Annotated in this window: 26 protein-coding genes and 1 pseudogene; 6 read left to right on the forward strand and 21 right to left on the reverse strand. The window is 63.3% G+C overall.

What is annotated here, in order from left to right; translation table 11 throughout:
- Positions 1 to 5: 5 nt before the first annotated feature.
- Together ACO07W_RS03300 and ACO07W_RS03305 are read right to left on the reverse strand one after the other, a co-directional pair.
- Positions 6 to 200, reverse strand: a complete 195-nt coding sequence (locus ACO07W_RS03300) for a DUF3046 domain-containing protein (protein WP_421840764.1) — start codon at positions 198 to 200, stop codon at positions 6 to 8.
- Between the two features lie 10 nt (positions 201 to 210).
- Positions 211 to 1,377 carry a glycosyltransferase gene (locus ACO07W_RS03305; protein WP_421840766.1) on the reverse strand — a complete coding sequence of 389 codons (1,167 nt, stop codon included), beginning with the start codon at positions 1,375 to 1,377 and terminating at the stop codon, positions 211 to 213.
- Positions 1,378 to 1,430: 53 nt separating this feature from the next.
- Between ACO07W_RS03305 and ACO07W_RS03310 the strand changes: the two genes are divergently transcribed.
- On the forward strand, positions 1,431 to 1,871 hold the full coding sequence (locus tag ACO07W_RS03310) for a limonene-1,2-epoxide hydrolase family protein (protein WP_421840768.1): 441 nt from the start codon (positions 1,431 to 1,433) through the stop codon (positions 1,869 to 1,871).
- Between the two features lie 40 nt (positions 1,872 to 1,911).
- Here the strand turns inward: ACO07W_RS03310 and pspM are convergent, their stop codons facing one another.
- The 4 genes from pspM to pgsA form a co-directional block, all read right to left on the reverse strand.
- Entirely contained in the window at positions 1,912 to 2,733 is an 822-nt protein-coding gene (gene pspM / locus ACO07W_RS03315; protein WP_421840770.1) for a phage shock envelope stress response protein PspM, read from the reverse strand.
- 17 nt (positions 2,734 to 2,750) lie between these two features.
- Entirely contained in the window at positions 2,751 to 3,566 is an 816-nt protein-coding gene (pspA, locus tag ACO07W_RS03320; protein WP_421840772.1) for a phage shock protein PspA, read from the reverse strand.
- Between the two features lie 149 nt (positions 3,567 to 3,715).
- Positions 3,716 to 4,054 carry a transcriptional regulator ClgR gene (clgR, locus tag ACO07W_RS03325; RefSeq protein WP_421840774.1) on the reverse strand — a complete coding sequence of 113 codons (339 nt, stop codon included), beginning with the start codon at positions 4,052 to 4,054 and terminating at the stop codon, positions 3,716 to 3,718.
- A 97-nt stretch (positions 4,055 to 4,151) separates the two neighbouring features.
- Entirely contained in the window at positions 4,152 to 4,742 is a 591-nt protein-coding gene (pgsA, locus tag ACO07W_RS03330) for a CDP-diacylglycerol--glycerol-3-phosphate 3-phosphatidyltransferase (protein WP_421840776.1), read from the reverse strand.
- A gap of 58 nt (positions 4,743 to 4,800) precedes the next feature.
- Between pgsA and ACO07W_RS03335 the strand changes: the two genes are divergently transcribed.
- The gene (locus ACO07W_RS03335) at positions 4,801 to 5,325 is read left to right on the forward strand and encodes an amino-acid N-acetyltransferase (protein ID WP_421840778.1); all 525 of its coding nucleotides are present in this window, start codon (positions 4,801 to 4,803) and stop codon (positions 5,323 to 5,325) included.
- A gap of 35 nt (positions 5,326 to 5,360) precedes the next feature.
- Here ACO07W_RS03335 and ACO07W_RS03340 read toward each other — a convergent pair.
- A pseudogene (locus ACO07W_RS03340) lies at positions 5,361 to 8,041 on the reverse strand (DNA translocase FtsK 4TM domain-containing protein).
- On the opposite strand from ACO07W_RS03340, the gene ACO07W_RS03345 reads away from it, so the two are divergent.
- The 3 genes from ACO07W_RS03345 to ACO07W_RS03355 are packed head-to-tail and all read left to right on the forward strand — an operon-like array spanning position 8,040 to position 10,048.
- On the forward strand, positions 8,040 to 8,351 hold the full coding sequence (locus ACO07W_RS03345; RefSeq protein ID WP_421840780.1) for a putative quinol monooxygenase: 312 nt from the start codon (positions 8,040 to 8,042) through the stop codon (positions 8,349 to 8,351). The pseudogene ACO07W_RS03340 and the gene ACO07W_RS03345 sit on opposite strands and share 2 nt — an antisense overlap.
- The gene (locus tag ACO07W_RS03350; RefSeq protein WP_421845787.1) at positions 8,348 to 9,172 is read left to right on the forward strand and encodes a mycofactocin-coupled SDR family oxidoreductase; all 825 of its coding nucleotides are present in this window, start codon (positions 8,348 to 8,350) and stop codon (positions 9,170 to 9,172) included. Before ACO07W_RS03345 ends, ACO07W_RS03350 begins: the two co-directional genes overlap by 4 nt.
- Before the next feature lie 3 nt (positions 9,173 to 9,175).
- Positions 9,176 to 10,048, forward strand: coding sequence for an SAM-dependent methyltransferase (locus ACO07W_RS03355; protein ID WP_421840782.1), 873 nt, complete (start codon positions 9,176 to 9,178; stop codon positions 10,046 to 10,048).
- A gap of 76 nt (positions 10,049 to 10,124) precedes the next feature.
- On the opposite strand, the gene ACO07W_RS03360 is transcribed toward ACO07W_RS03355, so the two are convergent.
- The 8 genes from ACO07W_RS03360 to ACO07W_RS03395 all read right to left on the reverse strand — a co-directional run bounded on the left by ACO07W_RS03360 (position 10,125) and on the right by ACO07W_RS03395 (position 18,816).
- Complete coding sequence (locus ACO07W_RS03360; protein WP_421840784.1) at positions 10,125 to 11,801, reverse strand: ribonuclease J; 1,677 nt, start codon at positions 11,799 to 11,801, stop codon at positions 10,125 to 10,127.
- A gap of 37 nt (positions 11,802 to 11,838) precedes the next feature.
- Positions 11,839 to 12,741 carry a 4-hydroxy-tetrahydrodipicolinate synthase gene (gene dapA / locus ACO07W_RS03365; RefSeq protein ID WP_421840786.1) on the reverse strand — a complete coding sequence of 301 codons (903 nt, stop codon included), beginning with the start codon at positions 12,739 to 12,741 and terminating at the stop codon, positions 11,839 to 11,841.
- A 98-nt stretch (positions 12,742 to 12,839) separates the two neighbouring features.
- Positions 12,840 to 13,607, reverse strand: coding sequence for an FAD-dependent thymidylate synthase (gene thyX, locus ACO07W_RS03370; protein ID WP_421840788.1), 768 nt, complete (start codon positions 13,605 to 13,607; stop codon positions 12,840 to 12,842).
- 105 nt (positions 13,608 to 13,712) lie between these two features.
- Positions 13,713 to 14,762: a restriction endonuclease subunit S gene (locus ACO07W_RS03375; RefSeq protein ID WP_421840790.1), complete on the reverse strand. Its 1,050-nt coding sequence runs from the start codon at positions 14,760 to 14,762 to the stop codon at positions 13,713 to 13,715.
- Entirely contained in the window at positions 14,753 to 16,264 is a 1,512-nt protein-coding gene (locus tag ACO07W_RS03380; RefSeq protein ID WP_421840792.1) for a type I restriction-modification system subunit M, read from the reverse strand. Before ACO07W_RS03380 ends, ACO07W_RS03375 begins: the two co-directional genes overlap by 10 nt.
- Complete coding sequence (locus ACO07W_RS03385) at positions 16,264 to 17,490, reverse strand: winged helix-turn-helix domain-containing protein (protein WP_421840794.1); 1,227 nt, start codon at positions 17,488 to 17,490, stop codon at positions 16,264 to 16,266. Before ACO07W_RS03385 ends, ACO07W_RS03380 begins: the two co-directional genes overlap by 1 nt.
- A gap of 46 nt (positions 17,491 to 17,536) precedes the next feature.
- Positions 17,537 to 18,019, reverse strand: coding sequence for a dihydrofolate reductase (locus ACO07W_RS03390; protein ID WP_421840796.1), 483 nt, complete (start codon positions 18,017 to 18,019; stop codon positions 17,537 to 17,539).
- Positions 18,016 to 18,816, reverse strand: a complete 801-nt coding sequence (locus tag ACO07W_RS03395; protein ID WP_421840798.1) for a thymidylate synthase — start codon at positions 18,814 to 18,816, stop codon at positions 18,016 to 18,018. The genes ACO07W_RS03390 and ACO07W_RS03395 overlap by 4 nt, the downstream gene beginning before the upstream one ends.
- Positions 18,817 to 18,914: 98 nt before the next feature.
- Here ACO07W_RS03395 and ACO07W_RS03400 point away from each other — a divergent pair, with 98 nt between their 5' ends.
- Positions 18,915 to 19,655 (forward strand): alpha/beta fold hydrolase, encoded by a 741-nt coding sequence (locus ACO07W_RS03400; RefSeq protein ID WP_421840800.1) that lies wholly within the window; start codon positions 18,915 to 18,917, stop codon positions 19,653 to 19,655.
- 73 nt (positions 19,656 to 19,728) lie between these two features.
- Here the strand turns inward: ACO07W_RS03400 and ACO07W_RS03405 are convergent, their stop codons facing one another.
- The 6 genes from ACO07W_RS03405 to ACO07W_RS03430 form a co-directional block, all read right to left on the reverse strand.
- Positions 19,729 to 20,853, reverse strand: coding sequence for an acyl-CoA dehydrogenase family protein (locus ACO07W_RS03405; RefSeq protein WP_421840802.1), 1,125 nt, complete (start codon positions 20,851 to 20,853; stop codon positions 19,729 to 19,731).
- Positions 20,850 to 22,043, reverse strand: coding sequence for an acyl-CoA dehydrogenase family protein (locus ACO07W_RS03410; protein WP_421840804.1), 1,194 nt, complete (start codon positions 22,041 to 22,043; stop codon positions 20,850 to 20,852). The genes ACO07W_RS03405 and ACO07W_RS03410 overlap by 4 nt, the downstream gene beginning before the upstream one ends.
- Positions 22,040 to 22,822, reverse strand: coding sequence for an SDR family oxidoreductase (locus ACO07W_RS03415; RefSeq protein ID WP_421840806.1), 783 nt, complete (start codon positions 22,820 to 22,822; stop codon positions 22,040 to 22,042). The genes ACO07W_RS03410 and ACO07W_RS03415 overlap by 4 nt, the downstream gene beginning before the upstream one ends.
- 1 nt (position 22,823) lies before the next feature.
- The gene (locus ACO07W_RS03420; RefSeq protein WP_421840808.1) at positions 22,824 to 23,207 is read right to left on the reverse strand and encodes a hypothetical protein; all 384 of its coding nucleotides are present in this window, start codon (positions 23,205 to 23,207) and stop codon (positions 22,824 to 22,826) included.
- A 125-nt stretch (positions 23,208 to 23,332) separates the two neighbouring features.
- Positions 23,333 to 24,493: a PPE family protein gene (locus ACO07W_RS03425; protein WP_421840810.1), complete on the reverse strand. Its 1,161-nt coding sequence runs from the start codon at positions 24,491 to 24,493 to the stop codon at positions 23,333 to 23,335.
- Between the two features lie 75 nt (positions 24,494 to 24,568).
- On the reverse strand, positions 24,569 to 25,381 hold the full coding sequence (locus tag ACO07W_RS03430; protein ID WP_421840812.1) for a PPE family protein, SVP subgroup: 813 nt from the start codon (positions 25,379 to 25,381) through the stop codon (positions 24,569 to 24,571).
- Positions 25,382 to 25,651: the final 270 nt, after the last annotated feature.

Here is a 25,651-nt window from a genome sequence, read left to right on the forward strand (position 1 = left end):
GCCGATCACCACTCATCCCGGGGAACATCGAAGTCGGCGCAGAGCGCTCGCCAGACGTCGCGGGGCTCGACGCCGCCTTCGATCGCCTCGGCAGCGGTCTGACCGTCGAAGCCACTCAGCACGTGGTCGAGCAGCACAGATGAGCCATAAGCAGTACCGAATCGCAGAGCAACCCGCTCGTGGAATTCCGTCAGCCGCACGCCAGTCAAGCTACCCGGCCAACGCGAGCGCTTCGTGGCACGTACGTACCGGATCCGCGACCGCGACGAGACTGGCCGCAGCCAGTTGCGCGGCGTCGCGGTAACCCGGCGACGACAACACGTCGTCGACCGCGGTGACCAACGCGTCCGCGGTCAGTGGCCTAATCAGTCGCGCACTCCCTTGCCGGACCACCCGATTCGCCATCTCCCACTGATCCCCGCCGCCGGGCACCACTACCAGCGGCACCCCGGCCAGCAGCGTCTTTGCCACCATGCCGTGACCGCCGCCGCAGATCACTAGATCGGCACGAGTCAATAGTTCTGCCTGACGTCCCAGCCCAACCACAGCCCAGGGCGGCGCCGGCAGATCCGCTCCGCCCAACCGCGACACCACCAGCCGCGAACCCGACGGCAGGGTGTCGCCGGGCACCAGACTTTCCAACGCGACCTCGGCCAGACCAACCGTCCCGGTCATTGCGGTGGACGGCGCGACAACCACCACTGGCCCAGAACCTGGGGGTGGTGCTAGCACCTGGTCGGTCGGCTCGAAGTGCAGCGGACCCACCACCACGGCTTCCGCCGGCCAATCCGGACGGGGAACCTCCAACGCCGGCAATGTCGCGATCAGCCGACGCAGCGGCCCGGGATCGCGAGCAGGAAGTCCGATTTGGGCCCGGACAGCCGCACGTTGCCGCAGACCAGCACGCCAAGACCGCGCCGTCAACCTTCGCATGGTGGCATCACGCAACCGACCACCGATACCCGTGCCCGGTGCCAGGCCGCTGCCGATCGGCGGCAGCCCTTTGGACGGCAGGTACAGCGGATGCGGGTTGAGCTCGATCCACGGGATACCCAGCAACTCGGCAGCCATGCCGCCGCACGCGGTGATGACATCGGAGACCACCAGGTCAGGCGCTAGGTCGCGCACAGCATCCAGGTTCAACAGCGCCATCCGTGCGGCGCGCCGATGGATCCTGGCTCCGGCATCGAGATCGTCGTCCAGCGCTACCAGCCCCTCAAGCGGGGCGGCGTCAACGCCGGCGGCGCGGGCAGCATCGTGCCATTCCGCTCCGGTGAACAAGGTGGGCTTATCGCCGGCTTCGGCGAACCGCTGGCACAGCGCGATCGCGGGAAACGAGTGCCCGGGATCCGGCCCGGCGACCACTACGACGCGCACCAGCAATAGCCTGCCACAGCGCACAGCGCCCAGATTCGCCTACGCTGGCAACCATGACCGAAGTGACCGAGACATCCCCCGAAAGTATTGCGAACATTCGCACCGTCGAGGGTTTCCTGAATGCTCTGCAGGACGCAGATTTCGACGCCGCGGACGGGGCATTGGACGATAACCTCGTCTACGAGAACGTTGGGCTGCCGACGATCTACGGCCGAAGCCGGACGATGAAGCTGTTCCGGCGGATGGAAGGCCGCGGCGAATTCGAGGTGAAGATTCACCGAGCCGCCGCTGACGGCGCCGTGGTACTCACCGAACGCACCGACGCGCTGACCTTCGGTCCACTGCGACTTCAGTTCTGGGTCTGCGGCGTCTTCGAGGTGAACAACGGCCGGATCACGCTCTGGCGCGATTACTTCGATTTCTTCGACATGTTCAAGGCGACCGTGCGTGGCCTGGCCGGGATTGCGCTGCCCGCCCTGAAGGCGACGCTCTAGCTCACCGGCCCAGCGCGAAGCGACGCGTCTTGACCCGCAGCTAACTCTGCGGCAATCCGCCGAGTTCGTCGAAGGCTTGTGCCCAGCCGGCCAGGCGGTCGGTGGCTCCAACCAACTCCGCCCGATAGTTTCGGTGCGAAGCCGTCTCCGCACGCCGCGCACCGTCACCGTTGGCTGAAGAGACCAGTTGCGCCGCGGCGGTAACCATTTCGTTGTATTGGCGAACGCCGGCATTCAATTGCGCGGTGAACGCGTTGATGGTGGGCGCCAGATATGACCGCGACTGTGCGCAATGGTGCGCGATCCGCTCCATTGACACCACCTCGGCAGCGGTTGCCGCCATCGCCGCGGAAGTCTGGTTGGCCGCTGTGGTCAAGTCACGGATCTCGGCCGGCGGCAGCATGGCGCCCCGCTCCATCACTCCCAACAACGAAAAGAACCCGCGTTCAGAGGCCCCGAGCGCAGACATCGCTGTCCGCGCGGCCGAACTCGCCGGGGGCAGCCGACGGGCATTACCCAAGCGCCGAGCCGGCAGCGGCTCCGAACACAGCCACCGGTAGCGAAGCAGCAACAACGTGGCCGGAACGGCCGCACCCGACGCAACCACGCCCGTGATCAGCAGCACCCATACCGGGGTGTTCCAGGAGGCGAGTAGCGCCGTCAGCAATCCCCAAAGTAGGCACCCGGCCCCGAATACCAAGCCCCACCGCCGGGCACGGCGGCGGCGGCGCAACAGCTTGCTGCGCGGATCGGTCGCGACGCTGATCTTGCGGGCAACCACGTCGGACCAGCCGCCAGCGGTGTCGAGACCTTGCTGAAGCAGTACCCGCCACCGCACATTCTGACCTGCGTTCACCGCCATCTCAGAGACCGTCTGCCCTACTGCTGGCCAAGCGGCTTCTCGGCAATCGAGCCACCGCTGGCCTCGCTGCCTGACGCAGGAGTGGCTGTTGTGCCACCTGCCGGCAGCGTTTCACCGCGCATCGATGCGCGGATCTGCTCCAGCCGGGAATGACCGGCCATCTGCACACCCGCTTGCTCGACCTCGAGCATCCGGCCTTGCACCGAACTCTCCGCAAGTTCAGCTGATCCGATCGCATTCGCGTAGCGCCGTTCAATCTTGTCGCGCACCTCGTCGAGAGTTGGAGTGTTGCCCGGCGCGGCAAGCTCACTCATCGAGCGCAGCGACGCACTGACCTGCTCCTGCATCTTCGCCTGCTCGAGCTGGCTGAGCAGCTTGGTGCGCTCGGCGATCTTCTGCTGTAGCACCATCGCATTGCGTTCGACGGCCTTCTTCGCCTGATCCGCCGCGCCCAGAGCCTGATCGTGCAATGTCTTGAGGTCTTCAACGCTCTGTTCGGCGGTGACCAGCTGGGCCGCGAAGGCCTCGGCGGCGTTAGTGTACTCGGTTGCTTTGGCACCGTCTCCAGAAGCGGTGGCCTGATCAGCCAACGTCAAGGCTTGGCGCACATTGATTTGGAGCTTTTCTATATCCGCCAGCTGTCTGTTGAGACGCATCTCCAATTGCCGCTGGTTGCCGATCACCTGAGCAGCCTGCTGGGTCAGCGCCTGGTGGGTGCGCTGCGCTTCCTCGATGGCCTGTTGAATCTGGACTTTAGGGTCAGCGTGCTCGTCGATCTTCGCGTTGAACAGCGCCATGATGTATTTCCACGCTTTGACGAACGGATTGGCCATCAGGTAGCTCCGCCTTCCGCTTCTTGTGTGCTCTCGATGAGCCCCAGGCAGGCCCGCGTGCCTGCCCTGAAGCTCAATTTAGTGGGTCGAACCCGATCACGCCCTACCTCAACGATGGATGTCGCGCCTACGTGCCGTCCGGGGGCGGCTCAGGCCACGACCAAAGAGGTTACTGGCGGAATGACGACTTTAGTTCCGGCGTCAATGCTGGCAGCGGCGACTCCAGCAGGTGAAGCAGTGGCGGTAAGGCGCTCCTCACGTGCCATCCGCTCAGCCGCGCCAACGAGCACCGCCGACATGGGAGTCCGCAGTGCGTCGCAAATGGCGCTGAGCAGCTCACTGGATGCCTCCTTGCGACCGCGCTCTATCTCGGACAGGTATCCAAGGCTGACCCGCGCCGAATCGGACACCTCGCGCAGCGTCCGGCCCTGCGAAGTCCGCGCCCGCCGCAGTTCGTCACCAATGACCTCGCGCACCAATGACGCCATCGTGCTCTCCTTCATCCACTCGAAGCCGGCTCGTCTCGGCACTCAAACCGCAACCGTCATCAGATGAACGCCGACAGCGGTGGTGTTGGTTCCCGGATCAACCGGCAGCGCGGCGAACTGCGCGGACCGTGGAGGCCACATAGTCAACACCGGTAGCGATGGTGAGCACGATCGCGGCCGCCATCACCCCCACTGCCGCCAGATGCAGCGTGCCCGACAGAGGTAGAACAAACAATCCGATCGCCACGGCTTGGACCACAGTCTTGAGTTTGCCGCCCCAACTGGCGGGAATAACACCGCGGCGGATTACGGCCAATCGCAGCACAGTGACCCCGATTTCGCGGGTGAGGATGATCCCCGTGACCCACCACGGCAAATCGCCCAACATCGACAGGCCGACCAGCGCTGCGCCAATTAGCGTCTTGTCCGCGATCGGATCGACGAACGCGCCGAATTCGGTCGCCATGCCGTACGTACGAGCCAGCAGGCCGTCAAACCGGTCGGTAAGGCTGGCAACCGCGAATATCGCCCACGCCGCTATGCGAGCGGGAGATTCGTGGCCGCCGTCATAGAACAGCACAAAGAGGAAAACCGGGACCAGCGCTAGCCGCGAGAGGGTCAAGACATTGGCGAGGTTGGCGATACGGACAGAACTTACCGTCGGATCCGTTTGAGACTGCCCCGGCACCGCAACAGAATAACGGTTGCCTGCCTTGCGTCATCCACGATATCGATACAGTTCTTCCGTGACCAATAGTTCACGGGAGCCCCGGCCGGTGGTCCGGCGCGCGCGAACGTCTGATGTCTCCACAATCAAACGGCTCGTTGACACCTATGCCGGAAAGATCTTGCTGGAAAAGAACCTCGTCACGCTCTATGAAGCTATCCAGGAATTCTGGGTGGTCGAACACCCCGATTTCCCGGGCACAGTGGTCGGTTGCGGAGCGCTGCACGTGTTGTGGTCCGACCTCGGCGAAATTCGCACGGTCGCAGTCGACCCCGCTATTACCGGGCGCGGTATCGGCCACGCGCTGGTGAGGAAGCTGCTTGAGGTCGCCCGTGAACTTCAGCTGGAGCGGGTTTTTGTGCTGACCTTCGAGACAGATTTCTTTGGTAAACACGGGTTCACCGAGATCGAAGGCACCCCTGTCACTGCTGAAGTGTTCGAAGAGATGCGCCGATCCTATGACATCGGGGTCGCCGAATTCCTGGATCTGAGCTACATCAAACCAAACATACTGGGCAATTCCCGTATGCTCCTGGTTCTCTGATCAACTGAGGCGCCGCGGAACGCACCCCTTCGCCGCTACTGGTCGCTGACTTCCTCCGAGTCCGGTTCGCCGCCCACACCTCGGATCGCTGCGAGCGTCGCCGCGAGTTCATCCGGCTTGACCAGCACCTGGCGCGCCTTCGAGCCTTCGCTGGGTCCGACTATGCTACGAGTCTCCATCAGGTCCATCAACCGTCCAGCCTTGGCGAAACCAACCCGCAGCTTGCGCTGCAGCATCGACGTGGATCCGAACTGGCTGGACACCACCAACTCCACAGCTTGCAGGAAAACATCCATGTCATCGCCGATGTCTGGGTCGACGTCGGTACGCTCCCCAGTGGGCTTGGCGGTGGTGACGCCCTCGGTGTATTCGGGTTCAGCCTGATCTTTGGTCGCGGCAACTACAGCGTGTATCTCCTCGTCACTGATATAGGCACCCTGCAGCCGGACCGGTTTGCCCGCGCCCATTGGCAGGAATAGGCCGTCGCCCATGCCGATCAGTTTTTCCGCGCCCGCCTGATCCAGGATCACCCGACTGTCGGTGAGCGAGGAGGTCGAAAAAGCCAACCGGGACGGCACATTGGTCTTGATCAGCCCGGTGACCACATCGACTGAAGGGCGCTGGGTGGCCAACACCAGGTGAATACCGGCGGCACGTGCCTTCTGGGTAATCCGCACGACCGCGTCCTCCACATCACGCGGGGCGGTCATCATCAGGTCGGCTAGCTCGTCAACGATGGCAACGACGTAGGGATACGGACGGTACTCGCGCTGGCTGCCCGGCGGCGCCGTGATGGCACCCGATCGCACCCTGGAGTTGAAATCGTCGATGTGGCGCACCCGGGATGCCTGCATGTCCTGGTAGCGCTGCTCCATCTCCTCGACCAGCCACGCCAGCGCGGCGGCAGCTTTTTTCGGCTCAGTGATGATCGGAGTGATCAGGTGCGGAATGCCCTCGTAGGGGGTCAGTTCCACCATCTTCGGGTCGATCAGAATCATTCTGACCTCTTCCGGGGTTGCCCGGGTCAGCAGCGATACCAGCATGGAGTTAACAAAACTGGACTTTCCCGATCCTGTCGCGCCGGCGACCAGCAGGTGCGGCATCTTGGCCAGGTTCGCCGAGACAAAATCGCCTTCGATGTCCTTGCCCAACCCGATAACCAGTGGGTGGTGGTCGCGGCGGGTGGATGGCGCGGTCAGCACGTCGGCTAGCCGCACCATTTCGCGATCAGTATTGGGTACCTCGATGCCGACCGCCGACTTGCCGGGGATTGGCGCCAGCATGCGCACGCTCTCGGTAGCCGCCGCGTAGGCGATGTTTTTCTGCAGCGCGGTGATCTTCTCCACCTTGACCCCAGGCCCCAGCTCGACCTCGTAGCGGGTAACGGTAGGCCCGCGAGTGCAACCGGTGACTGAGGCGTTGACCTTGAACTGAGTGAGTACGTCGCCGATGGCGCCCGCCATCTGGTTGTTGGCGGCACTGCGTCTTTTGGGTGGATCGCCGGCTACCAACAGGTCCAGCGAAGGCAGCGTGTACGGACCTTCGACGACCCGATCCAGCTCTTCGGTGTCGCGTTTCGCCGATCGAGGGCGTCGACGCGCGCGCGAATTTGTCGATTCCGACACTGATTTGCTGCGGTCATCATCCGCAGCGGAGCTGGCCGCCGGCCACACCGACATCTCGTCGTCGGCAGAGCCGTCCTGGGACTCGTCGTAGTAGCCGCCCGAAAGATCCTCGGTCGCCGCGTCGGCATCGCTGCCATATGCATATTCCGCGTCGTATTCGGCGTTATCTTCGCCGTGATAGTCACCCTCGAATAGCCCGGTACCAAACATGCCACGCACGGCATCCGGAACCTCGCGGATGGTGATCCCGGTCAGCAGGAGCAACCCGAACAGCACGCCGATGAATAACAAAGGCGCGGCGATCCAGGCGGTCAACCCGTCCGAGAGCGGACCACCGATAGCGAAACCGACGAATCCCGCAGCACTGCGACGCGATTCCGGGGCTTCGGGTGAACCCGCCCAGAGGTGGAGCAGTCCGAGAAACGACAGAACGATCAGACAGAAACCAAGAATCAACCGCGGTCGCGTGTCGGGATTGGGAGGGGTCCGCATGAGGACCACACCTATGGTCGCGATAACCACTGGAAGCAGAACAACAGCCGAGCCGATAAACATCCGCAGTGTGGTGTCTACCCAGGCACCGACCGGCCGCGCGGCGTCGAACCAGGAGCTCGCGGCAACGACGACAGCGAGGCTCAGTAGCCCCAACGCGATTCCGTCGCGACGATGTCCGGGTTCGATGTCACCAGCCCGCCCAATCGAGCGCGCCGCGCCGCCAGCGCCCTTGGCTGCCATCATCCAGGTTGCGCGCATGGCCCGACTGCAGGTGAATCCGGCCGAAACCAACAGTGGCCGATTGCGCCGCTTGGCGAGCCTGCTCGCCGGCCTCCTGGGCGCTGGACGGACACGTCGGTACCCACCCCGCGAATTCGCCTGTGACCTGCTGTTTCGAGTTCCCTGGCGGGCGGCGGTCTTGCTAGACATACCGGCAAGACTAGTCGCAAACACAACATCTACACCACTCGCCACACTGGTAACGCCAATCTCCACTCCCGGCGTCTGACCTATCCCCAGACGGCTGAGTAGGGTGACAAGCGGCGACAAAAGTCGTGCCGCCACTCACACACGGAATTCCCAGGAGGCCCCAGCATGCCCGTGGTCGTAGCCACCTTGACCGCCAAGCCCGAATCGGTCGACACCGTCCGCGACATCCTCGCCAACGCGGTTCCCAAAGTGCACGGCGAAGCAGGCTGTCAGTTGTATTCACTGCACCAGACCGGTGAAACCTTCGTTTTCATCGAGCAATGGACCGACGCCGAGGCCCTCAAGGCCCATAGCACCGCGCCCGCGGCCGTCGAGATGTTCACCGCAGTCAGCGAACACCTCGCCGGAGCGCCAGACATCAAGTTGCTGCAGCCCGTTCCGGCAGGTGATCAAGCCAAGGGACAGCTGCGCCCCTGATGGATCGTGCGCTCGAGGGCAAAGTTGCCTTCGTTACCGGGGCTGCGCGCGGTCAGGGCCGGGCTCATGCCATTCGGCTAGCAGCAGATGGCGCCAATGTCATCGCGGTCGACCTGTGCGAGCAGATCGCCAGCGTGCCGTACCCGCTGGGCACCCGAGAAGACCTGGCAGCCACCGTCAAGTTGGTCGAGGACACCGGCGCGCACATCGTGGCGAAACAGGGCGATGTTCGCGACCGGGCATCGCTGCTTGCCGCGTTGCACGCCGGCCTGGACCAGTTCGGACGACTCGACATCGTGGTGGCCAACGCCGGGATCGCTCCTATGCGTTCCGGCGACGACGGCTGGCGCGACGTCATCGACGTCAACCTCACCGGTGTCTATCACACGGTGGAGGTTGCGATTCCGGTCATGATCGAACAAGGCGACGGCGGATCGATTGTGCTGATCAGTTCGACCTCCGGCCTGGTCGGCTTAGGCAGCCCCAATGCGGGCTCCATCGGCTACAACGCCGCCAAACACGGGCTGGTGGGGTTGATGCGTACCTATGCGAATCTGCTCGCACAGCACAGCATCCGGGTCAATTCGGTGCATCCGACTGCCGTCGACACACCGATGGTCAACAATGAGTCCATCCGAGAGTGGCTTACCGCACTTGTCGCGGAATCCGGCTCAACGGCCAACATGGGTAACGCGCTACCGGTACCGATTTTGCAACCCGAGGACATCGCCAACGCCGTAGCATGGTTGGTGTCCGACCAAGCACGTTATGTCACCGGCGTCACCTTGCCCGTCGATGCCGGTTTTGTAAATAGGCGGTAGGCGGTGTCCCGGAATCGGTCGGCACGACCTGTCTTCAGCCCAACGTTGTTGGCCGCCGTCGAACAGAACCAGCCGCGTGACCGCCGGTTGCTCGACGACGACCTCGCGGAACTCTTTCTGCCCTTCCCGTTGCGGTGGCTCACCGGTGCAGCTCGCTCGATGGTGCTGCGTCGCCTCGTCATCGGCGCTTCGGAGCGCTTCAGCCGCGTCCAGTGGGCAAATCTGTCTGGCCGGAGACGGTTTATCGACCGCAAACTCGAAGAAACGCTTAACGACATCGACGCAGTGGTCATCCTCGGCGCCGGGTTAGACACCCGCGCCTACCGGTTGACTCGGCAGGTCCGCGTCCCGGTCTTCGAAGTAGACCTGCCGGTCAACATCGCCAGGAAGGCCAGAACAGCCCGGCGGGTACTCGGCGAACTTCCGCTGTCAGTTCGGCTGGTGGCACTCGACTTCGAACACGACGATCTACTCACCGCGCTGGCCGAACACGGCTATCTCACCGACTACCGGGTCTTCTTTATCTGCGAGGGCCTCACCCAATACCTCACCGAAGCCGGCGTCAGGCGGACTTTGGAGGGACTACGTGCGGCCGCTCCGGGTAGCCGCGCGGTGTTCAGCTACGTGCACAAGGACTTCATCGACGGGACGAATCGGCGCGGTGCCCGCACGCTCTACCGCTCCGTCCGACAACGGCGGCAACTGTGGCATTTCGGCCTGCAGCCCGACGCGGTCGCGGGGTTTCTCGCCGGCTACGGTTGGCGCCTGGTCGAACAGGCCGGGCCTGACGACCTGGTACGTGCCTATATCGAGCCCACCGGCCGCAAACTCAAAGCATCACAGATCGAATGGTCTGCCTATGCCGAGAAAGACTAAATCCGCCCGACAGCTAAACATCTGCGAAAAAGCACTATAAGCAGCGATGCTGCCAGTCTCTTGCGGGAACGGCGGCTCAGATCTCGATAACTGTCGGCACAATCATCGGCTGCCGACGGTAGGTTTCCCCCACCCACTTGCCTACTGTGCGACGCACCCCCTGAGCGATCCGAATCGGATCGGTGACGTTGTCAGCGGCCAACGCTTCCAGCTCTGCCTCGACCTTGCGCACGGCCGGCTCGAGCGCTTTGGGATCCTCGGAGAACCCCCGTGAATGCAGTTGCGGCGCCGCCACAGGACGCCCGGTGCCGCGCTCGACCACCACAGCGACCGCGACAAAACCCGAGGACAAAATGAGTCGCTCGCCCAAGGTGATGTCGCCGACGTCACCGGTAATCAGGCCATCAACAAACATCTTGCCGACTGGAACCGCCCCCGAAATGCTGGCCCGGCCACCGACCAGGTCGACACTGACACCATTCTCTGCCAACAGGATCGACTCTTTTGGCACTCCCGTGCTAGCAGCCAGCTTGGCGTTAGCGCGCAGCATCCGCCACGTCCCATGCACCGGCATGACGTGACGCGGCCGCACCCCGTTGTACAGGAACAACAGCTCCCCGGCGCACGCGTGACCTGACACATGCACCGAAGCTTGGGCGTTGGTCACAACGCGGGCTCCGATCTTGGACAGCTCATCAATCACGCCGTAAACGGCCTCTTCGTTGCCCGGGATCAGCGATGACGATAAGACAATGAGATCACCCGCGGTCAACGTGATGCTGCGATGCTCGCCGCGCGACATCCGCGACAACGCCGACATCGGCTCGCCCTGGGTGCCGGTAGTGATCAACACCACCTGCTCGGGCGCCATCATCTCGGCAGCTCCGATATCAATCACCTGGGAATCGGATACCTGTAAGAATCCCAGCTTGCGGGCGATGCTCATGTTTCGCACCATCGATCGCCCGACGAATGACACCCGCCGCCCCAGTGCGACAGCAGCGTCGATAATCTGCTGCACCCGGTCCACATTGGAGGCGAAACACGCCACGATGACGCGCCCGTCGGCTCCTCGAATCAGCCGGTGCAACGTCGGGCCCACGTCGCTTTCGGAAGGCCCGACACCGGGAATCTCGGAGTTGGTCGAGTCGCACAAGAGCAAATCCACACCAGCGTCTCCGAGCCGCGACATACCGGGCAAATCGGTGGGACGGCCATCGGGTGGTTGCTGGTCCAGCTTGATATCGCCGGTGAATAGCACAGTGCCAGCGCCCGTGTAGACCGCGATTGCCAGCGCATCGGGAACCGAGTGATTGACGGCGAAAAATTCGCACTCGAAAACCCCGTGCCTGCTGCTCTGCCCCTCGGCAACCTCTACGAACACCGGCTTGATGCGGTGTTCACGGCATTTCGCGGCAACCAGCGCCAACGTGAATTTCGAACCGACCACCGGGATATCGGACCGCAGCTTGAGCAGGAAGGGGATCGCCCCAATATGGTCCTCATGCGCGTGGGTTAACACCAGCGCCTCGATGTCGTCGAGTCGGTCTTCGATGATACGGAGGTCGGGCAGGATCAGGTCGACTCCGGGCTCGTCGTGCCCAGGGAACAACACTCCGCAATCAATGATCAACAGCCGGCCTAGGTGCTCGAAAACCGTCATATTGCGGCCGATTTCGTTGATGCCACCTAACGCCGTAACCCGCAACCCGCCCGAAGTCAGCGGACCTGGCGGGGCGAGTTCTTCGTTCACTGGTATTTCACCGCCGGAGCTGCCCGGCCGGTGCCATTCATCGAAGCACCGAAGCGGCGCGCATGTCCGCGGCCAGTGCGGCAACCTGCTCCGGCGTCGCGGCCATCTGCGGCAGCCGGGGATCACCGACCTCTATGCCCTGCAGGCGCAACCCCGCTTTAGACAACGTCACCCCACCTAAGCGACTCATCGCGTTACAGAGCGGGCTGACGGCCAGGTTGATCTTGCGTGCGGTGGCAACGTCTCCGGAACCGAACGAAGCCAATAGCTCTCGAAGCTGACCGGGCGCGAGATGAGAAATCACGCTGATAAAGCCGACGGCCCCCACGGCCAACCACGGCAGATTGAGCGCATCGTCGCCGGAGTAGTAGGCCAACCCGGTGTCGGCCATCACTTGGGCACCGCTATGCAGATCGGCCTTAGCGTCCTTCACTCCGACAATGTTCGGATGTAGCGCCAGCTCGCGAAGCGTGTCGGGCTGTATGGGTACGCAAGACCGCCCGGGGATGTCGTAGAGCAGAACCGGCAGGTCCGTCGCGTCGGCAACGGCGCTGAAGTGCGCCACCAGCCCGGTCTGGGGCGGCTTCGAGTAGTAGGGGGTTACCACCAGAAGGCCGTGCGCGCCTTCGGCCGCACATGCCTTGGCCAGCCTGATGCTGTGCGCCGTGTCGTAAGTACCTGCGCCTGCGACGACACGGGCCCGGTTCCCCACCGCCTCCAGCACGACACGGAGCAGCTCAAGCCGCTCATCATCGGTGGTGGTTGGTGACTCGCCGGTGGTTCCCGAGACCACCAGACCATCGCACCCCTGATCCACCAGATGGTTGGCCAGTCGCGTCGCCGCAACGGTGTCAAGAGAGCCATCGGCAGCGAACGGTGTCACCATCGCTGTCAGCAAGGTTCCCAGGCGTGCAGGAACGTCGAATTCGACGGTGGTCACGGCTTCCAAGGTTACCTGGCGGCAGCAAGCCGCTGGGTACCCGATGGTGTTGTGTCTGCCCCTACGGTGGGCTTCCCCTCACTCCGATTCACGCCTCACTACTCTTCGGTGGCGAGCGGGCTGGTGGCGACCTCGGTACCGTCAGCCAGGGCGCTGACCTCGAAGTCAGCGAACACCGCGGGCGCGATGCCGACGAGTTGCCGGAGACACTCAACGGCCAGCCGCCGAATTTCCACGTCAGCGTGCTCGCTGGCCCGCATCGCGACGAAGTGCCGCCAGGCTCGGTAGTTTCCGGTCACCAGGATGCGGCTTTCGGTCGCATTGGGCAGTACGGCACGGGCCGCTTGGCGTGCCTGTTTTCTCCGCAGGACGCCCAGCTTATCTGTCGTCGTCTCACCCCCAGAGAGCTTGGCTTCTAGCTTGGCCAGCAACTCCGCATATGCGGCGCGGCTCTCGTCGGCGGCGTCGGCCAAGATCTGCAGCAACTCAGGATCGTCGCCCATTCCCGGCGGTACGACGACCCGCGAGTCGCCTTCGGGCACGTAGCGCTGCGATAGTTGCGAGTAGGACAAATGCCGATGCCGGATCAGCTCGTGGGTGCACGAGCGCGAGATTCCGGTGATGTAGAAGGACACGCTCGCGTGCTCAAGCACCGACAAGTGCCCAACCTCGATGACGTGCTTCACGTATCCGGCGTTGGTAGCAGTGCGGGGATTGGGCTTGGACCAACTCTGGTAGCAGGCTCGGCCGGCGAACTCGACCAGTGCGCTGCCACCATCGGCGTCGGTGACCCAGGGCACCTCCGGAGGAGCCAGGAAATCGGTCTTGGCGACTAGTTGCACGCGCAGCTGCGCCGTCTCGGCCACGGCGCTCACCCTAACCCGACCATCGGCGGCCGCCGTCGCACTGGTGGCGCCGAGTCTGCGCAGGACATGTTTCGGTCCGCTCGGGTGCCCCGTGCGGGCTCGCCGCTAAACCGCAAGTTCGCCCGAGACCACGAGCGGCAACAGCAAGCGGCGGTATGCGGACAGCCATCGGCACTCGGTTCGACGCGCCTGGCACTGCCCGCCCAGGGCGGTGATCGCCTGCGTTGTCCCGGTGCTAAGACCTCGGACATCTGGCACTCGAACGTCGAGCAATTCTGCAGGCCGGATCCGCTGGTGACTCCCCGAGGTTCCGGCAACTTTCTGCTGCAGCGCGTCGGTGACATCGCGATGGCGCACTGCTGACCACAGCGCCGACGTGTCGCCAAATTTGGGTGTCAGTACCACGAACTCTGTACTTGCCACTGCCATTTCCACGGGCAGAGCCATCACATTCCAGATTCGCGGGACTCTGGGATTCAGTTTGGAGAACAGCACGCAGGGTTCCGACAGGAGGAACTTGCCGCTTTTGACCAGTCCCGCATCGACGATTTGGGGTTGTGCGCCTTCATCGAAGGCCGGGAGGCTGAAGTGGGCGACCACGTCGTCGAAGTCAGCCGGGTTGAGCGATACGGTCGACCGATCAGCCAGGCAAGATAGCGGTACTTCATCAGAGATCGACTCCACCGTGGCGACCATCAATGCTTCTGCGGCCGCGATCACACGTCGGTTGGCCGCGATCTTCTCATCGAAGGCGCCCAGCAACTGGGCTACCCGCAACCGGTCGGGCCCGGAAACAGTCTGGACTGAAATATCTCGGAGAATTCCCTGGTTGAGTAGAGGCTGCCCGGTTCCGGCGCGATGTTCATTGAGCTTGCAGGTTTGCAGTGCGTAATACCAATATTGCGTCTCTTGCCGGTTCTTCGCCAGACATACCAGCGCGTTTTCGGTCGCCCAGATATCGGAATCGCAGTAATGAACGCTGCCGCAATACGATCCAACGCGGCCAACCACTATCAGTGGGCCGCGTGCGTTATGTTCGCCCGTATAACCGATCGGCCCGTTGGCGCCATACACGGGAAACCGCCCGGTCGCTTTTCGCGCTGGCGCGCAACTCCCGTTGCGGAAATCGAGCTGATCGCCCAATCTCACCTCCACCGCGCTTGCTCCACTCGAACCACTTGCTCCCGTACCGCCTTGTCCAATCGTGCGGAATCGTCGAGCGCAGCCAGCAGATCCGTTGTCAGCCGAGCGATCTTCTGCCTGGCTGGCTCCCCGTCACTGTCAGTTGTCGCGGCGCCCACATAGCGTCCCGGCGTGAGTACGTAGCCCGCAGTTCTGATTTCATCTAGCGTCGCTGACTTACAGAATCCTGAAACATCTTGGTAAGAAATTTCTTTCGCAACCGCTGAGGGGGTTCCCCGCCACGCGTGGTAGGTGTCTCCGATACGGGTGATTTCCTCGCTGGTCAGGGCGCGCTCAGCACGGTCTACCAGGTAGCCGAGTCTGCGGGCGTCGATGAACAGCACCTGTCCGCAGCGGTTGATCCTGCCACCAGCTGTCTTGTCGGTGGCAAAAAACCACACGCACACTGGAATCCCGGTGTTGCGGAACAATTGCGTGGGCAAGGCGATCATGCACGACACCAGGTCTGCCTCCACGATCCGAGCCCGAATATCACCCTCCCCGCCCGTGTTCGACGACATCGAGCCGTTGGCCATGACAACACCAGCCTTAGCCCCCGGCGCCAACTTAGACAAAATGTGTTGGATCCAGCCAAAGTTCGCGTTGCCAGCGGGTGGAATGCCGAAGCGCCACCGGTGATCCTGCTCATCGCGGGCCCAATCCTTGATATTGAAGGGCGGATTCGCCATGACATAGTCCATCTGCACATTGGCGTGTTGATCGGCGACAAACGTGTCGCCCCACCGCGTGCCCAGCCCTGTGTCCTCGATGCCGTGCACGGCGAGGTTCATCTTGGCCATCCGCCAGGTCTCTTCGACACTCTCCTGGCCGTAGATGGAGACGGCGCTGGTGTCTCCGTCATGCTCACTGACGAACTTTTCGGTCTGCACAAACATCCCGCCAGAGCCGCAGCACGGGTCGTAGACTCGTCCGCCCGACGGTTCGAGGACTTCGACGATCAGGCGGACGATGCTAGGCGGGGTAAAGAACTCACCGCCGCGCCTTCCTTCCGCGCGGGCGAAGTTACCCAGGAAATACTCGTAAGCCTCCCCCATCAGGTCACGGGCGCGGTGCTGACCCTGCCCACTAAATCTCGCGGTGCCGAGTAAGTCGATCAACTCCCCCAGCCGACGCTGATCGACCTTGTGATAGTGCGCGGGCAATGTGTCAGCTAGCGCGGGGTTTGCCGACATCACAGCGTTCATTGCCGCGTCGACGAGCTGACCTGTGTTCTGAGATGTTGATTTGCTCGCCAAACGCTTCCAGTGCGCCGACGGCGGCACGACGAAACCGTTGCCCTGTTGTTCTTCTCGTTCATCCTGCGCATCGGAAACGTACTTGAGGAACACCAACCCCAGAATGACGTCTTTGTACTGGCTGGCCGAAAGAGACCCGCGCAGCTTTTCGGCGGCTTTCCAGAGTGTGTCTTTGATATCTTTCGTCGTCGAAAGCTGCTGGGACGTACCTCGGTTCATCAGCTGACCCGCTTGGCAATCGCGCGCAACTCCCCGGCCAGGTCACCCCTACCGGAGACGGCGAATCCGCCTAGCCCAAGCCAGGAAACCATCGACTCCAGCTCTGCGGCGAGCGCTGCGGCAACCTGCGCCCGGGACACTTGGACAGCATCAAGGGGCTCGGCGTAGGCGCCAACCACGCGTAATGCGTTGGCTGCACGGTCAGCTTTGAGGTCGACCCGTGCAACCAGGCGTCCATTGAACAGGAAAGGCCATACGTAGTAGCCGTACCGGCGTTTGGCTGCCGGCGTGTAGATCTCAATGCGGTAGTGGAAGCCGAATACTCGCTCGACTCTCGGCCGGAAGAAGATCAACGGGTCGAACGGACACAACAAGGCAGTGCCTCGGTCAACGCGTGGCACCGTTCGGCCGGCACGCAGATATGCCGGAGCCGACCAGCCAGCAACATCTACCCGTTCGATCTGACCCGCGGCCAGCAAATCAGCGATAGCTGGCTTTATCTGCCGGGCCGACAGCCGGAAGTAGTCGCGGATGTCGGCCTCGGTGCCCACTCCCAGCGCGGTGGCAGCGCGCAGCGCCAGTTCACGAATGGCTTCGTCATCGTCGATCTGCCGGGCCAGGACCGTCGGCGGCAGCACCCGCTCCGCCAGATCGTAGTGGCGCGCGAAACCGACCCGAGTGGCCGTTGTGAGCACACCGGACGCGAACAGCGCCTCGGCCACCCATTTGGTGTCGCTGCGCCCCCACCAGGGGCCGTTTGCTCCGCGCGGCTCGGCGTCAAGGTGCGCCTCGATCTGGCCGGCCGTGCTAGGACCTAGCTCGGCGACGGCTGCAACAACGTCGTCGACCAGCTGCGGGTTTGCCTTGACCACTTGAGTGCCCCAGCGACCGTGCCGGTAGTGACGCATCCGCCAGCGCAGCAGCGGCCAGTCGTCCACGGCCATCAACGCGGCCTCGTGCGCCCAGTATTCGATGAGCAGCCGTGCCGAACGCCGACCCCACGCAGCTCGGTCAAGAACATCGCGATCGTAAGGTCCGAGCCGGCTGAATATCGGCGCGTAGTGGGCACGCACCGCCACCGACACCGAATCCAGCTGCAACACGTGAATCCGTGAAATCAGTCGCTTGAGATGTGCACGGGTGATCGGGCCAGCCAACTTCTGCTGGTCAAAGCCTTGCGCCGCGACCGCCACCCGACGGGCTTGCCCCGCGGTCAGGGTGCCCATGAGCCGCCGCGACATTGCCGAGGGAAACACATAGGGCGAACTTCGCTCATGGCCGGTAGTAGCTGTGTAGCCGGTAGCGCAGCCCGGATCGACTGACCAGCCAGTCCCCGGTCTCGGCACGCCACGAATCATCGAGCACCGGCGCCAGGACATCGGCGTCGTCCCGCTGCAGCTCAACATCTACCTCGGTGACCTCGCACCGGGTCGCCTGCGGCATCGCCAACGCATAGATTTCCGCGCCACCGATCACCCAGGTGTCGGGCTCGGTAAGCGCCTGTTCAAGAAAACCACATACCTTCGCTCCGACCGCCGTAAAGCCGGCTTGCCGGGTGAGAACGATATTTCGGCGGCCGGGCAGTGGCCGAACCTTTGCCGGCAACGACTCCCAGGTCCGCCGCCCCATCACCACAGTGTGATCCATAGTGAGCTCTTTGAAGCGGCTTTGGTCCTCGGGCAGCCGCCACGGGATACCACCGTGACGCCCGATCACCCCAGCCGTCGACTGAGCCCAAATCAGGCCCACCGTCATACTGCTACTGGGGCTTTGATCGCCGGGTGCGGATGATAGCCGTCGATGACGATATCGTCGTATGTGTAGTCAAAAATTGAATTTCTTTCGGCGAGAGAAAGTTTCGGGTACGCGCGCGGCTGGCGACACAGCTGTTCACGGACCTGCTTGACGTGGTTATCGTAGATATGACAGTCACCACCGGTCCAGATGAATTCGCCGACCGAAAGATTGGCTTGTGCGGCCATCATGTGCGTGAGCAGGGCGTAGCTGGCGATGTTGAACGGCACACCGAGGAACAGATCGCCACTGCGCTGGTAGAGCTGGCAGCTCAACCGCCCGTCGGCCACGTAGAACTGGAAGAACGCGTGGCACGGCGGCAGCGCCATCTCGGGGATTTCGCTGACGTTCCAGGCCGAAACGATGATGCGCCGGGAGTCTGGATCGGTGCGCAGCAAATCGAGTGCGGCGCTGATCTGATCGATGTGTACGCCCGAGGGGGCCGGCCAAGACCGCCACTGCACACCGTAGATCGGACCAAGATCCCCTGTGTCGCTGGCCCACTCGTCCCATATCGTGATGCCATGCTCGTGCAGCCACCCCACATTGGAATCGCCACGCAGGAACCACAGCAACTCGTAGACAACAGACTTGAAATGGATCTTCTTGGTAGTCAGCAACGGGAAGCCGGCCGACAAGTCGTAGCGCATCTGCCGGCCGAACAGGCTGCGTGTTCCGGTGCCGGTGCGGTCTGATTTTGCCGTACCTGTGTCGAGCACCTCACGCAGCACGTCCTCGTAAGGAGTCGCGATCGGCACGCCGTTAGCTTAGCGGCGATCGCAAGCGCGGCGAAGCCGGGCGCGGCGGATCGACGCCACCAAACCACCGGCGAGGCGCCCAGAGTACAACGGAAACCATGCCGAATATCAACGATGGCGTCGCTACCGGCGACGGTACATGCACTGTCGGTCTGTTCACCCCCGATGGCCCCGGCCCCTGGCCCGGCGTAGTCATGCTGCCCGACGCCGGCGGGGTGCGTGACATCTTCGATCAGATGGCAGCCAGACTCGCCGACTTCGGTTACGCCGTGCTTCTTCCCGACGTGTATTACCGCGAAGGCGGCTGGGCGCCGTTCGATATGGCGAGTGCGTTCACCGACGCACCGGAGCGCAAGCGAATCATGTCGATGATCACCAGCCTGACATCGGAGCGGATCAACACCGATGCCGCGGCATTCTTCGATTACTTGACCGGCCGCCCCGAGGTGACCGGCCAAAGATTCGGCGTGTGTGGTTATTGCATGGGTGGTCGGATGTCGGTGGTGGTGGCCGGGCGGCAGCCGGATCGGGTGGCGGCCGCGGCGTCGTTCCACGGCGGCGGCATGATCACCGACAGCCCAGAAAGCCCGCACCTGCTGGTCCGCCGGATATCGGCGATGGTCTACCTGGGTGGCGCCGAGAACGACCCATTGTTCACCAACGAAGACGCCGAACAGCTCGCCAAAATGCTGACCGCGGCGGGTGTGACGCACCGCATCGAGTGGTACCAGGCCGCCCACGGATTCGCCGTGCCAGATAACCCGTCCTACGACGCCGCTGCCGCCGCGCGGCATTGGACCGCGCTCACCAACGTCCTTGGCGCGGCACTGCCGGGCTAGCCCTCGCGCGCGGCTGCGAAGCCGCGCAGATAATACTGTCTTCCTGCAACTTTGTGTTGCCGCCGCGACCGCGTTAGCTCACAGGTAGGTCGACCAACTCGGCCAGCCGGGCACGATGACGGTATGCGGTGCCGAAGGCCAGTTGGTCGCTCTTGGCCCGCTTCAAGTAGAGATGCGCCGGATACTCCCAGGTCATCCCGATGCCGCCGTGTAGTTGTATGCACTCCTCGGCAGCGTGTAGCGCAACGCCGCTGCAATAAGCCTGGGCGATGGACACGGCAATGGCCGCATCTTCGTCGCCTGTCGCACAGGTGTCGGCCGCGTAGCGAGCCGCCGAGGTCGCCGAACCGACTTCCAGCCAAAGGTCTGCGAGCCGGTGCTTGATCGCCTGATACGAGCCGATGGCACGACCGAACTGCTTGCGCTGTTTGGCATAGGCCAGCGTGGTATCGAAACACCACTGGGCAAGGCCGAGTTGCTCCGACGCGAGCAAACCGGCGCCCATCTGCAGCGCCGCAGAAATCGCGGTCGCTACTGCCGCGTCGCCCGAAGCCGAACCGACACGCGATGACGGCGCCCCCGACAACCGAATTTCGGCGAGAGGTCTCGTCATATCTAAGGCCAACAGCGGCAACACCTCGACACCGTCGCCGACCCGGGCCACGGTATGCAGCTCAAGTCCATCCGAGCCGATGACCGGCACCACCAGGACATCGGCCTCGCAGGCGCCGGCGACACTGCTGATCCGTCCGGACAAGCCGTCGGAACCAGTGCGCACTCCCGAGACCGGGCTTCCTGGCGCGGTGCACAACGGCACCGCCAGCGCCGCGGTCACCTCACCTCGGGCCAGTGCTGACACGATTTCGGTGTCGCCAGCACACAACAACGCAACGGTGGCGAGCACGGCGCTGGACAAAAACGGTACCGGTGCGACCGCCCGGCCGATCTCCTCCATCACGACTGCGGCCTCGCGTGCACTGGCCCCGGCGCCGCCGAGCGACTCGGGCACCAGTAAACCCGCCACGCCCAAGTCGGCGGCCAGCACCTGCCACACCGCGGAGAAATCTGGTGGCATGGAATCGTAGAGCCGAGTGACCGATTCAGGCGGACACTGTTGGGCAAACAGTTGCGCGACACTGTCTCGCAAAGCCTCGTCGGTGTCGGAGTACAGCAGATTTCCCACGCTGCGCCTGCTCATCTGTCCAGGTCCTTCCAGGCAACGTTCTTGTCGACACGATGTTCGCCGGGTAACCCCAGGACCCGCTCAGAGATGATGTTGCGCAGGATCTCTGAGGTACCGCCCTCGATTGAATTGGCGCGTGCCCGTAGGTATCGATAGCCAGGCCCCCGACCGGTCAGGTCGACGGTATCGGGTCTGCGCATGGACCAGTCGTCGTAGTGCAGACCAGTTTCGGCGTGCAACTCAATCTCAAAACCCGAGATCTGCTGTGCAAGGCAGGCAAATGCCACCTTCATACCCGCGCCTTCTGGTCCGGGCTGTCCGGCTTCCGCCCGCTGTCGCAGCCGCTCGCCGCTGAGACACAACACCTCCGCTTCGACCCATAGCCGCATCAACTCGTCGTGCATCGCAGGATTACGCAGCGCTGAGTCGTCACGCCAGGCTTTCGCGACCTGGCTGATCATCCCGCTTTCTCGGGGGACGCCGGTTTGCGAACCAATGGCAACGCGTTCATTGTTGAGCGTGGTCGTCGCTACTTGCCAGCCGCCACCTTCGGGACCGAGCCGGTTGGCGTCGGGAATCCGGACGTCGGTGAGAAACACCTCGTTGAATTCCGCCTCGCCGGTGATCTGGCGCAGCGGCCGAATGTCAACACCGGGTTGGGTCATGTCACAAAGAAAGTAGCTCAGACCCGCATGTTTGGGCACATTCGGATCGGTGCGTGCGACCAGGATCGCCATCTGCGCATGCTGCGCCATCGAGGTCCAGACCTTCTGGCCGTTGACAACCCAGTCCGCGCCGTCACGGACGGCACGGGTCGCCAAGGCTGCCAAGTCAGACCCTGCTCCCGGTTCGCTGAACAGTTGGCAGTAGATATGTTGGCCAATAAACAAGGGACGTAGGAACTTCAATTTCTGCTCGGTTGTACCGAAGGCCGCGATAGTCGGTGCGGCCATACCCAACCCAATGAAGTTTCTGCCGCCGCCCGCCGGGGGCGCGCCCGCGGCAGCGAGCTGGGCATCGACCTGCGCCTGATACGTGCGCGGCAGATCAAGCCCGCCACTGCCGGACGGAAAATGAACCCAGGCCAACCCTGCGTCGAACCGGGCACCGAGAAAATTCTGCGCGCCGCTGGTGGTCGGGTCGTGCTGGTCGAGCAGTGCCCGCACCCTCGCATTCAGGTCCGCGGCGACGCCATCGGCGGTCATTGCCCAGCGCCCGACTGGGACCTGAATCCCAACGCATTGCCCAAGAGCAGACCGCCATCAATGACCATGGCCTCACCGGTGATCCAGCTTGCGGCATCCGAAACCAGGAAGGCGACCGCATCCGCTACGTCGACTGGTTCACCGATACGCCCGAGCGCAATCGTCGCCGCCAACGGGTCCTCATTGTCTTTCCAGAGCGCCTCGGCGAGCCTGGTCCGCACCACACCCGGACAAATCGCGTTGACTCGGATACCTGGCGAAAGTTCCAAGGCCAGTTGCTTGGTCATGTGAATGAGCGCAGCCTTGGTGGCGTTGTACATACCCATGGCTGGTGCATAATCCAGGCCTCCAATGGAAGCGGTGTTGACCACTGCACCGCCGTGTTGCCCCATCCAGGCCTTGACGACGAGCGAGGTCCACATCAGCGGGGCCCACAAGTTGACATCGAAGATCTTCGTAAAGCGAGCGTGGTCCTGTTCGGTCAGTGGCCCAAAGGCCGGGTTGGTCCCAGCGTTGTTGATCAAAATGTCCACGCTGCCGAAGCGCTCGAGGGTGAGGTCGATGCAACGTCGTGCGGCATCTTCATCGACAGCGTGGGCGCCCACTCCCAGCGCCCGGTCTCCGATTTCTGCGGCCGCCGCGTCCGCGGACTCCTGCTTGCGCGCGGTGAGCACCACGCTGGCCCCCGCCGCGGCGAGTCGATGCGCTATTGCCAACCCGATTCCCCGTGAAGCGCCAGTGATAATCGCGGTGCGCCCGGAAAGGTCCAGTGTGGTCATGTCAATTCACCATCGCTTTCATTTGTTCAGCAGACCAGATGCACCGCAGCCCGGTGTTCCGGAAGCGGGAGTCCGCGAAATCCATAAGGCCGCCAAGCTCGAAGGCGGCGACCGATTCCCGGCCTGGCGCATGCCGCGCGACACCGCCCGAGCGTGCAACGCCGATCTGGTTGTCGGTATCGATCGCGACCGCTTGGACGCCCAGTTCGCTCGCCGCACGAATGGTTCGGAGCGAAACCTCACCGCGACCCGATATCAGCGGGGTCATCGGGGTGCCGTACTGATCACCGCGCCGATCCCGCCGCACCTGTGCAACGAACACGATGGACGAGAACTGCTCGCACAACCGCCCGCCACCGAGCTCATCGATGGTCAGCACAGGCACGAATCAGGACACACCGGGGACCGCTGTGATCGACGCGCGGTAGGGGCCGCATGCCAACAGATTACGGCGTGCTGGCGAGCTGCTGACGGTAAACCCGTTACACAGTTGCGTCCTGTCCAGCTACGTCAGACGACAACCTGTTTGGGCATCACGATCGGTCTTACCCCATAGCGCGGTCCGGCAGTAGCGCCGGCCCCGCCTTTGGCCGTTGCCATTCCCGGCAGTCCGGGGATTCCTGCCATCGGTGCGGCTTCTTCTGCCGGTACGGCCCATTCGGTGCCCTCCAACGCCGTAGCCCCGGAAGTCATCTCGGGGGCAGCGGCAGACCAACTCGTCGGCACTGACAGCCCGCCCACCGAAGCCGCCCCGCCTAGGCTCGCTGGCGCTACCGTGTGCGCTAAACCCACCGCTGCTGCGGCGGCTGGCGCGACGCCGGCGGAGACAGCCTCGGCTGCTGGGGTCAGTTCACTGAGTGCGTTTCCCAGGAACACTGAGGTGGAGATGCCGGCCATAGAGAACCAAGCAGCGGTGTTGACTAGGCCGTTGACCGCATTTTGTACGAACGATGTGCTGAGCATGGTCTCGATCTCCTGAACAATTCCGTCCAGTCCGGTCGCGTTACTAGCCGACGCGAGCGGCGAAGCAAGGCCTATGACGGCGCTCGGCAGTCGGTGGATGAGCGACCCCAGCCCCACCTGAGCGGCCGCGCCCGACGCGGCAGCATGTCCGACGGCGGCGGACTGGCTGGCCAACCCCGCCGGGTTGGTGGCCTGCGACGGAGCGATCAACGGGTTCAACGCGCCGGCTGTCGCCGAGGAGGCCGCGTAGCCGTACATGGCCATCGCGTCTTGAGCCCACATTTTCGCGTAGTGCGCCTCGGTCTCGGCAATCGCCGGCGTGTTGTGACCCAGGATGTTGGTCGCGACCAGCTGCGCCAGCAGAGCCCTGTTGGCGGCAACCTGGGCCGGCGGAACCGTCATGGCGAACGCCGCCTCGAACGCCGCAGCCGATGCCATCGCTTGCGAGGCGGCATGGGCGGCGGCTTCGGCTGTGTAGGTCAACCAGGCCAGGTATGGCTGGGCGGCAGCGGTCATCGACATCGATGCCGGACCCATCCATTGCTCCGTATTGAGCTGCGCGATCACCGACTCGACAGACTCTGCCGTCGTGTTCAGCTCGGCGGCCAGGCCGTTCCACGCCGCCGCGGCGGCCATCATCGGTGCCGCACCGGCGCCGACGTACATCCGTGCGGAGTTGATCTCAGGGGGTAGAGCACCGAAATCCATTGTTATTTTGTTCCGTTTCTGTCCACGAATATCGCTGCTTTTCGGTTGCGTACGGCTCCGTTGACGCCTGCTTCCCTAGCCGGTGGTCAGCTTGGGCATGACGATGGGTTTGACGCCGTACCGCGGCGCACCGAAGCCCGCGCTGCTGCGCGCGGCCAAGGCCAAACCCGGTACTCCGGGAATCGCCGGCGCCGGCTGCGCGGCTGGGGTGGTCCAGCCTGCGCCCTGCAGGACACCAGTCTCCGAGCTCGACACCAACGTGGCCTGTCCCGCCCAGCTGGGCGGCACCGAAACCGCGCCAACCGAAGACGCCGCGCCCACGCCCGCCGATACAGGGGTGCTGACGGCCGATTCCGTAGCCGCCAGATCCGCTAAACCGGCGCCCTCGATCGCCTCTATACCTAGTTCACCCAGTTCGACCTCTTCAGCAGCCGGAAGAAGACTGCCGCCGGCAAGGCCGATCAAGTCCGAAGTCGCCGAAGCCCAGTTCCCCACCCCGATATTCGTCATATTGGCGAGAGCAGACACCCAAGCGGGCATCTTGTGGGTCACCGAGGAGGCCAGGCTCGCGGCATCTGACAAAGGCATCGCGGTTACTGATGAGTTGGCGGCCTCTGTGGCCTCATACGTACCGGCACTGACCCCAAGGGTGTGCACAAACGTCTGATACATGGCTGCCGCGTCGGCGTTGATCTTTTGGTAAAGGGTGCCGTACGCGGTGAACAGTGAAGCCTGAAGCGCTGATATCTCGTCTGCGGCTGCGGGAACCACGCCCGTGGTGGTTGGGGCTAGAGCGGCCGCGTTCTGCGCGTCCATAGTCGACCCGATGGCCTCCAGCTTGCCGGCCGCAGCGGCCAACTCGGCTGGTTGCGTAGTCACGAATGACATCGATAGCTCCTCGCGTTCGAAATGCACCCAGCGACAATTGCGGAACAAATCCTGTGAATTAGCTACTTAGATTCTGTGAATTAGCTGGCGGCATCCTGTATATCGGGATAAGATTAGCAATCGACACCTTTCCAGTGCCGACTGAAAGGCGTTGGTATCTAATGCATTTACGGCTTCTTAACGCTGGCGGCAACCGTCTTAACATCAACCGGTCGAATGCGTCATCTGACCGCAACAGCGTTAGGCCCGCTGGCGCCGCATGGCTCTCTC

The sequence above is a fragment of the Mycobacterium sp. genome, assembly GCF_965230835.1.
Lineage (GTDB): Bacteria > Actinomycetota > Actinomycetes > Mycobacteriales > Mycobacteriaceae > Mycobacterium.

Bases quoted from the DNA above. Each gene is read 5' to 3' on its own strand.
- ACO07W_RS03310 (WP_421840768.1), top strand. From the start codon at position 1,431: ATGACCGAAGTGACCGAGACATCCCCCGAAAGTATTGCGAACATTCGC.
- pspM (WP_421840770.1), bottom strand. From the start codon at position 2,733: ATGGCGGTGAACGCAGGTCAGAATGTGCGGTGGCGGGTACTGCTTCAG.
- pspA (WP_421840772.1), bottom strand. From the start codon at position 3,566: ATGGCCAATCCGTTCGTCAAAGCGTGGAAATACATCATGGCGCTGTTC.
- clgR (WP_421840774.1), bottom strand. From the start codon at position 4,054: ATGGCGTCATTGGTGCGCGAGGTCATTGGTGACGAACTGCGGCGGGCG.
- ACO07W_RS03345 (WP_421840780.1), top strand. From the start codon at position 8,040: ATGCCCGTGGTCGTAGCCACCTTGACCGCCAAGCCCGAATCGGTCGAC.
- ACO07W_RS03380 (WP_421840792.1), bottom strand. From the start codon at position 16,264: ATGAACCGAGGTACGTCCCAGCAGCTTTCGACGACGAAAGATATCAAA.
- ACO07W_RS03385 (WP_421840794.1), bottom strand. From the start codon at position 17,490: ATGGGCACCCTGACCGCGGGGCAAGCCCGTCGGGTGGCGGTCGCGGCG.
- ACO07W_RS03390 (WP_421840796.1), bottom strand. From the start codon at position 18,019: ATGACGGTGGGCCTGATTTGGGCTCAGTCGACGGCTGGGGTGATCGGG.
- ACO07W_RS03400 (WP_421840800.1), top strand. From the start codon at position 18,915: ATGCCGAATATCAACGATGGCGTCGCTACCGGCGACGGTACATGCACT.
- ACO07W_RS03405 (WP_421840802.1), bottom strand. From the start codon at position 20,853: ATGAGCAGGCGCAGCGTGGGAAATCTGCTGTACTCCGACACCGACGAG.
- ACO07W_RS03410 (WP_421840804.1), bottom strand. From the start codon at position 22,043: ATGACCGCCGATGGCGTCGCCGCGGACCTGAATGCGAGGGTGCGGGCA.
- ACO07W_RS03415 (WP_421840806.1), bottom strand. From the start codon at position 22,822: ATGACCACACTGGACCTTTCCGGGCGCACCGCGATTATCACTGGCGCT.
- ACO07W_RS03425 (WP_421840810.1), bottom strand. From the start codon at position 24,493: ATGGATTTCGGTGCTCTACCCCCTGAGATCAACTCCGCACGGATGTAC.
- ACO07W_RS03430 (WP_421840812.1), bottom strand. From the start codon at position 25,381: ATGTCATTCGTGACTACGCAACCAGCCGAGTTGGCCGCTGCGGCCGGC.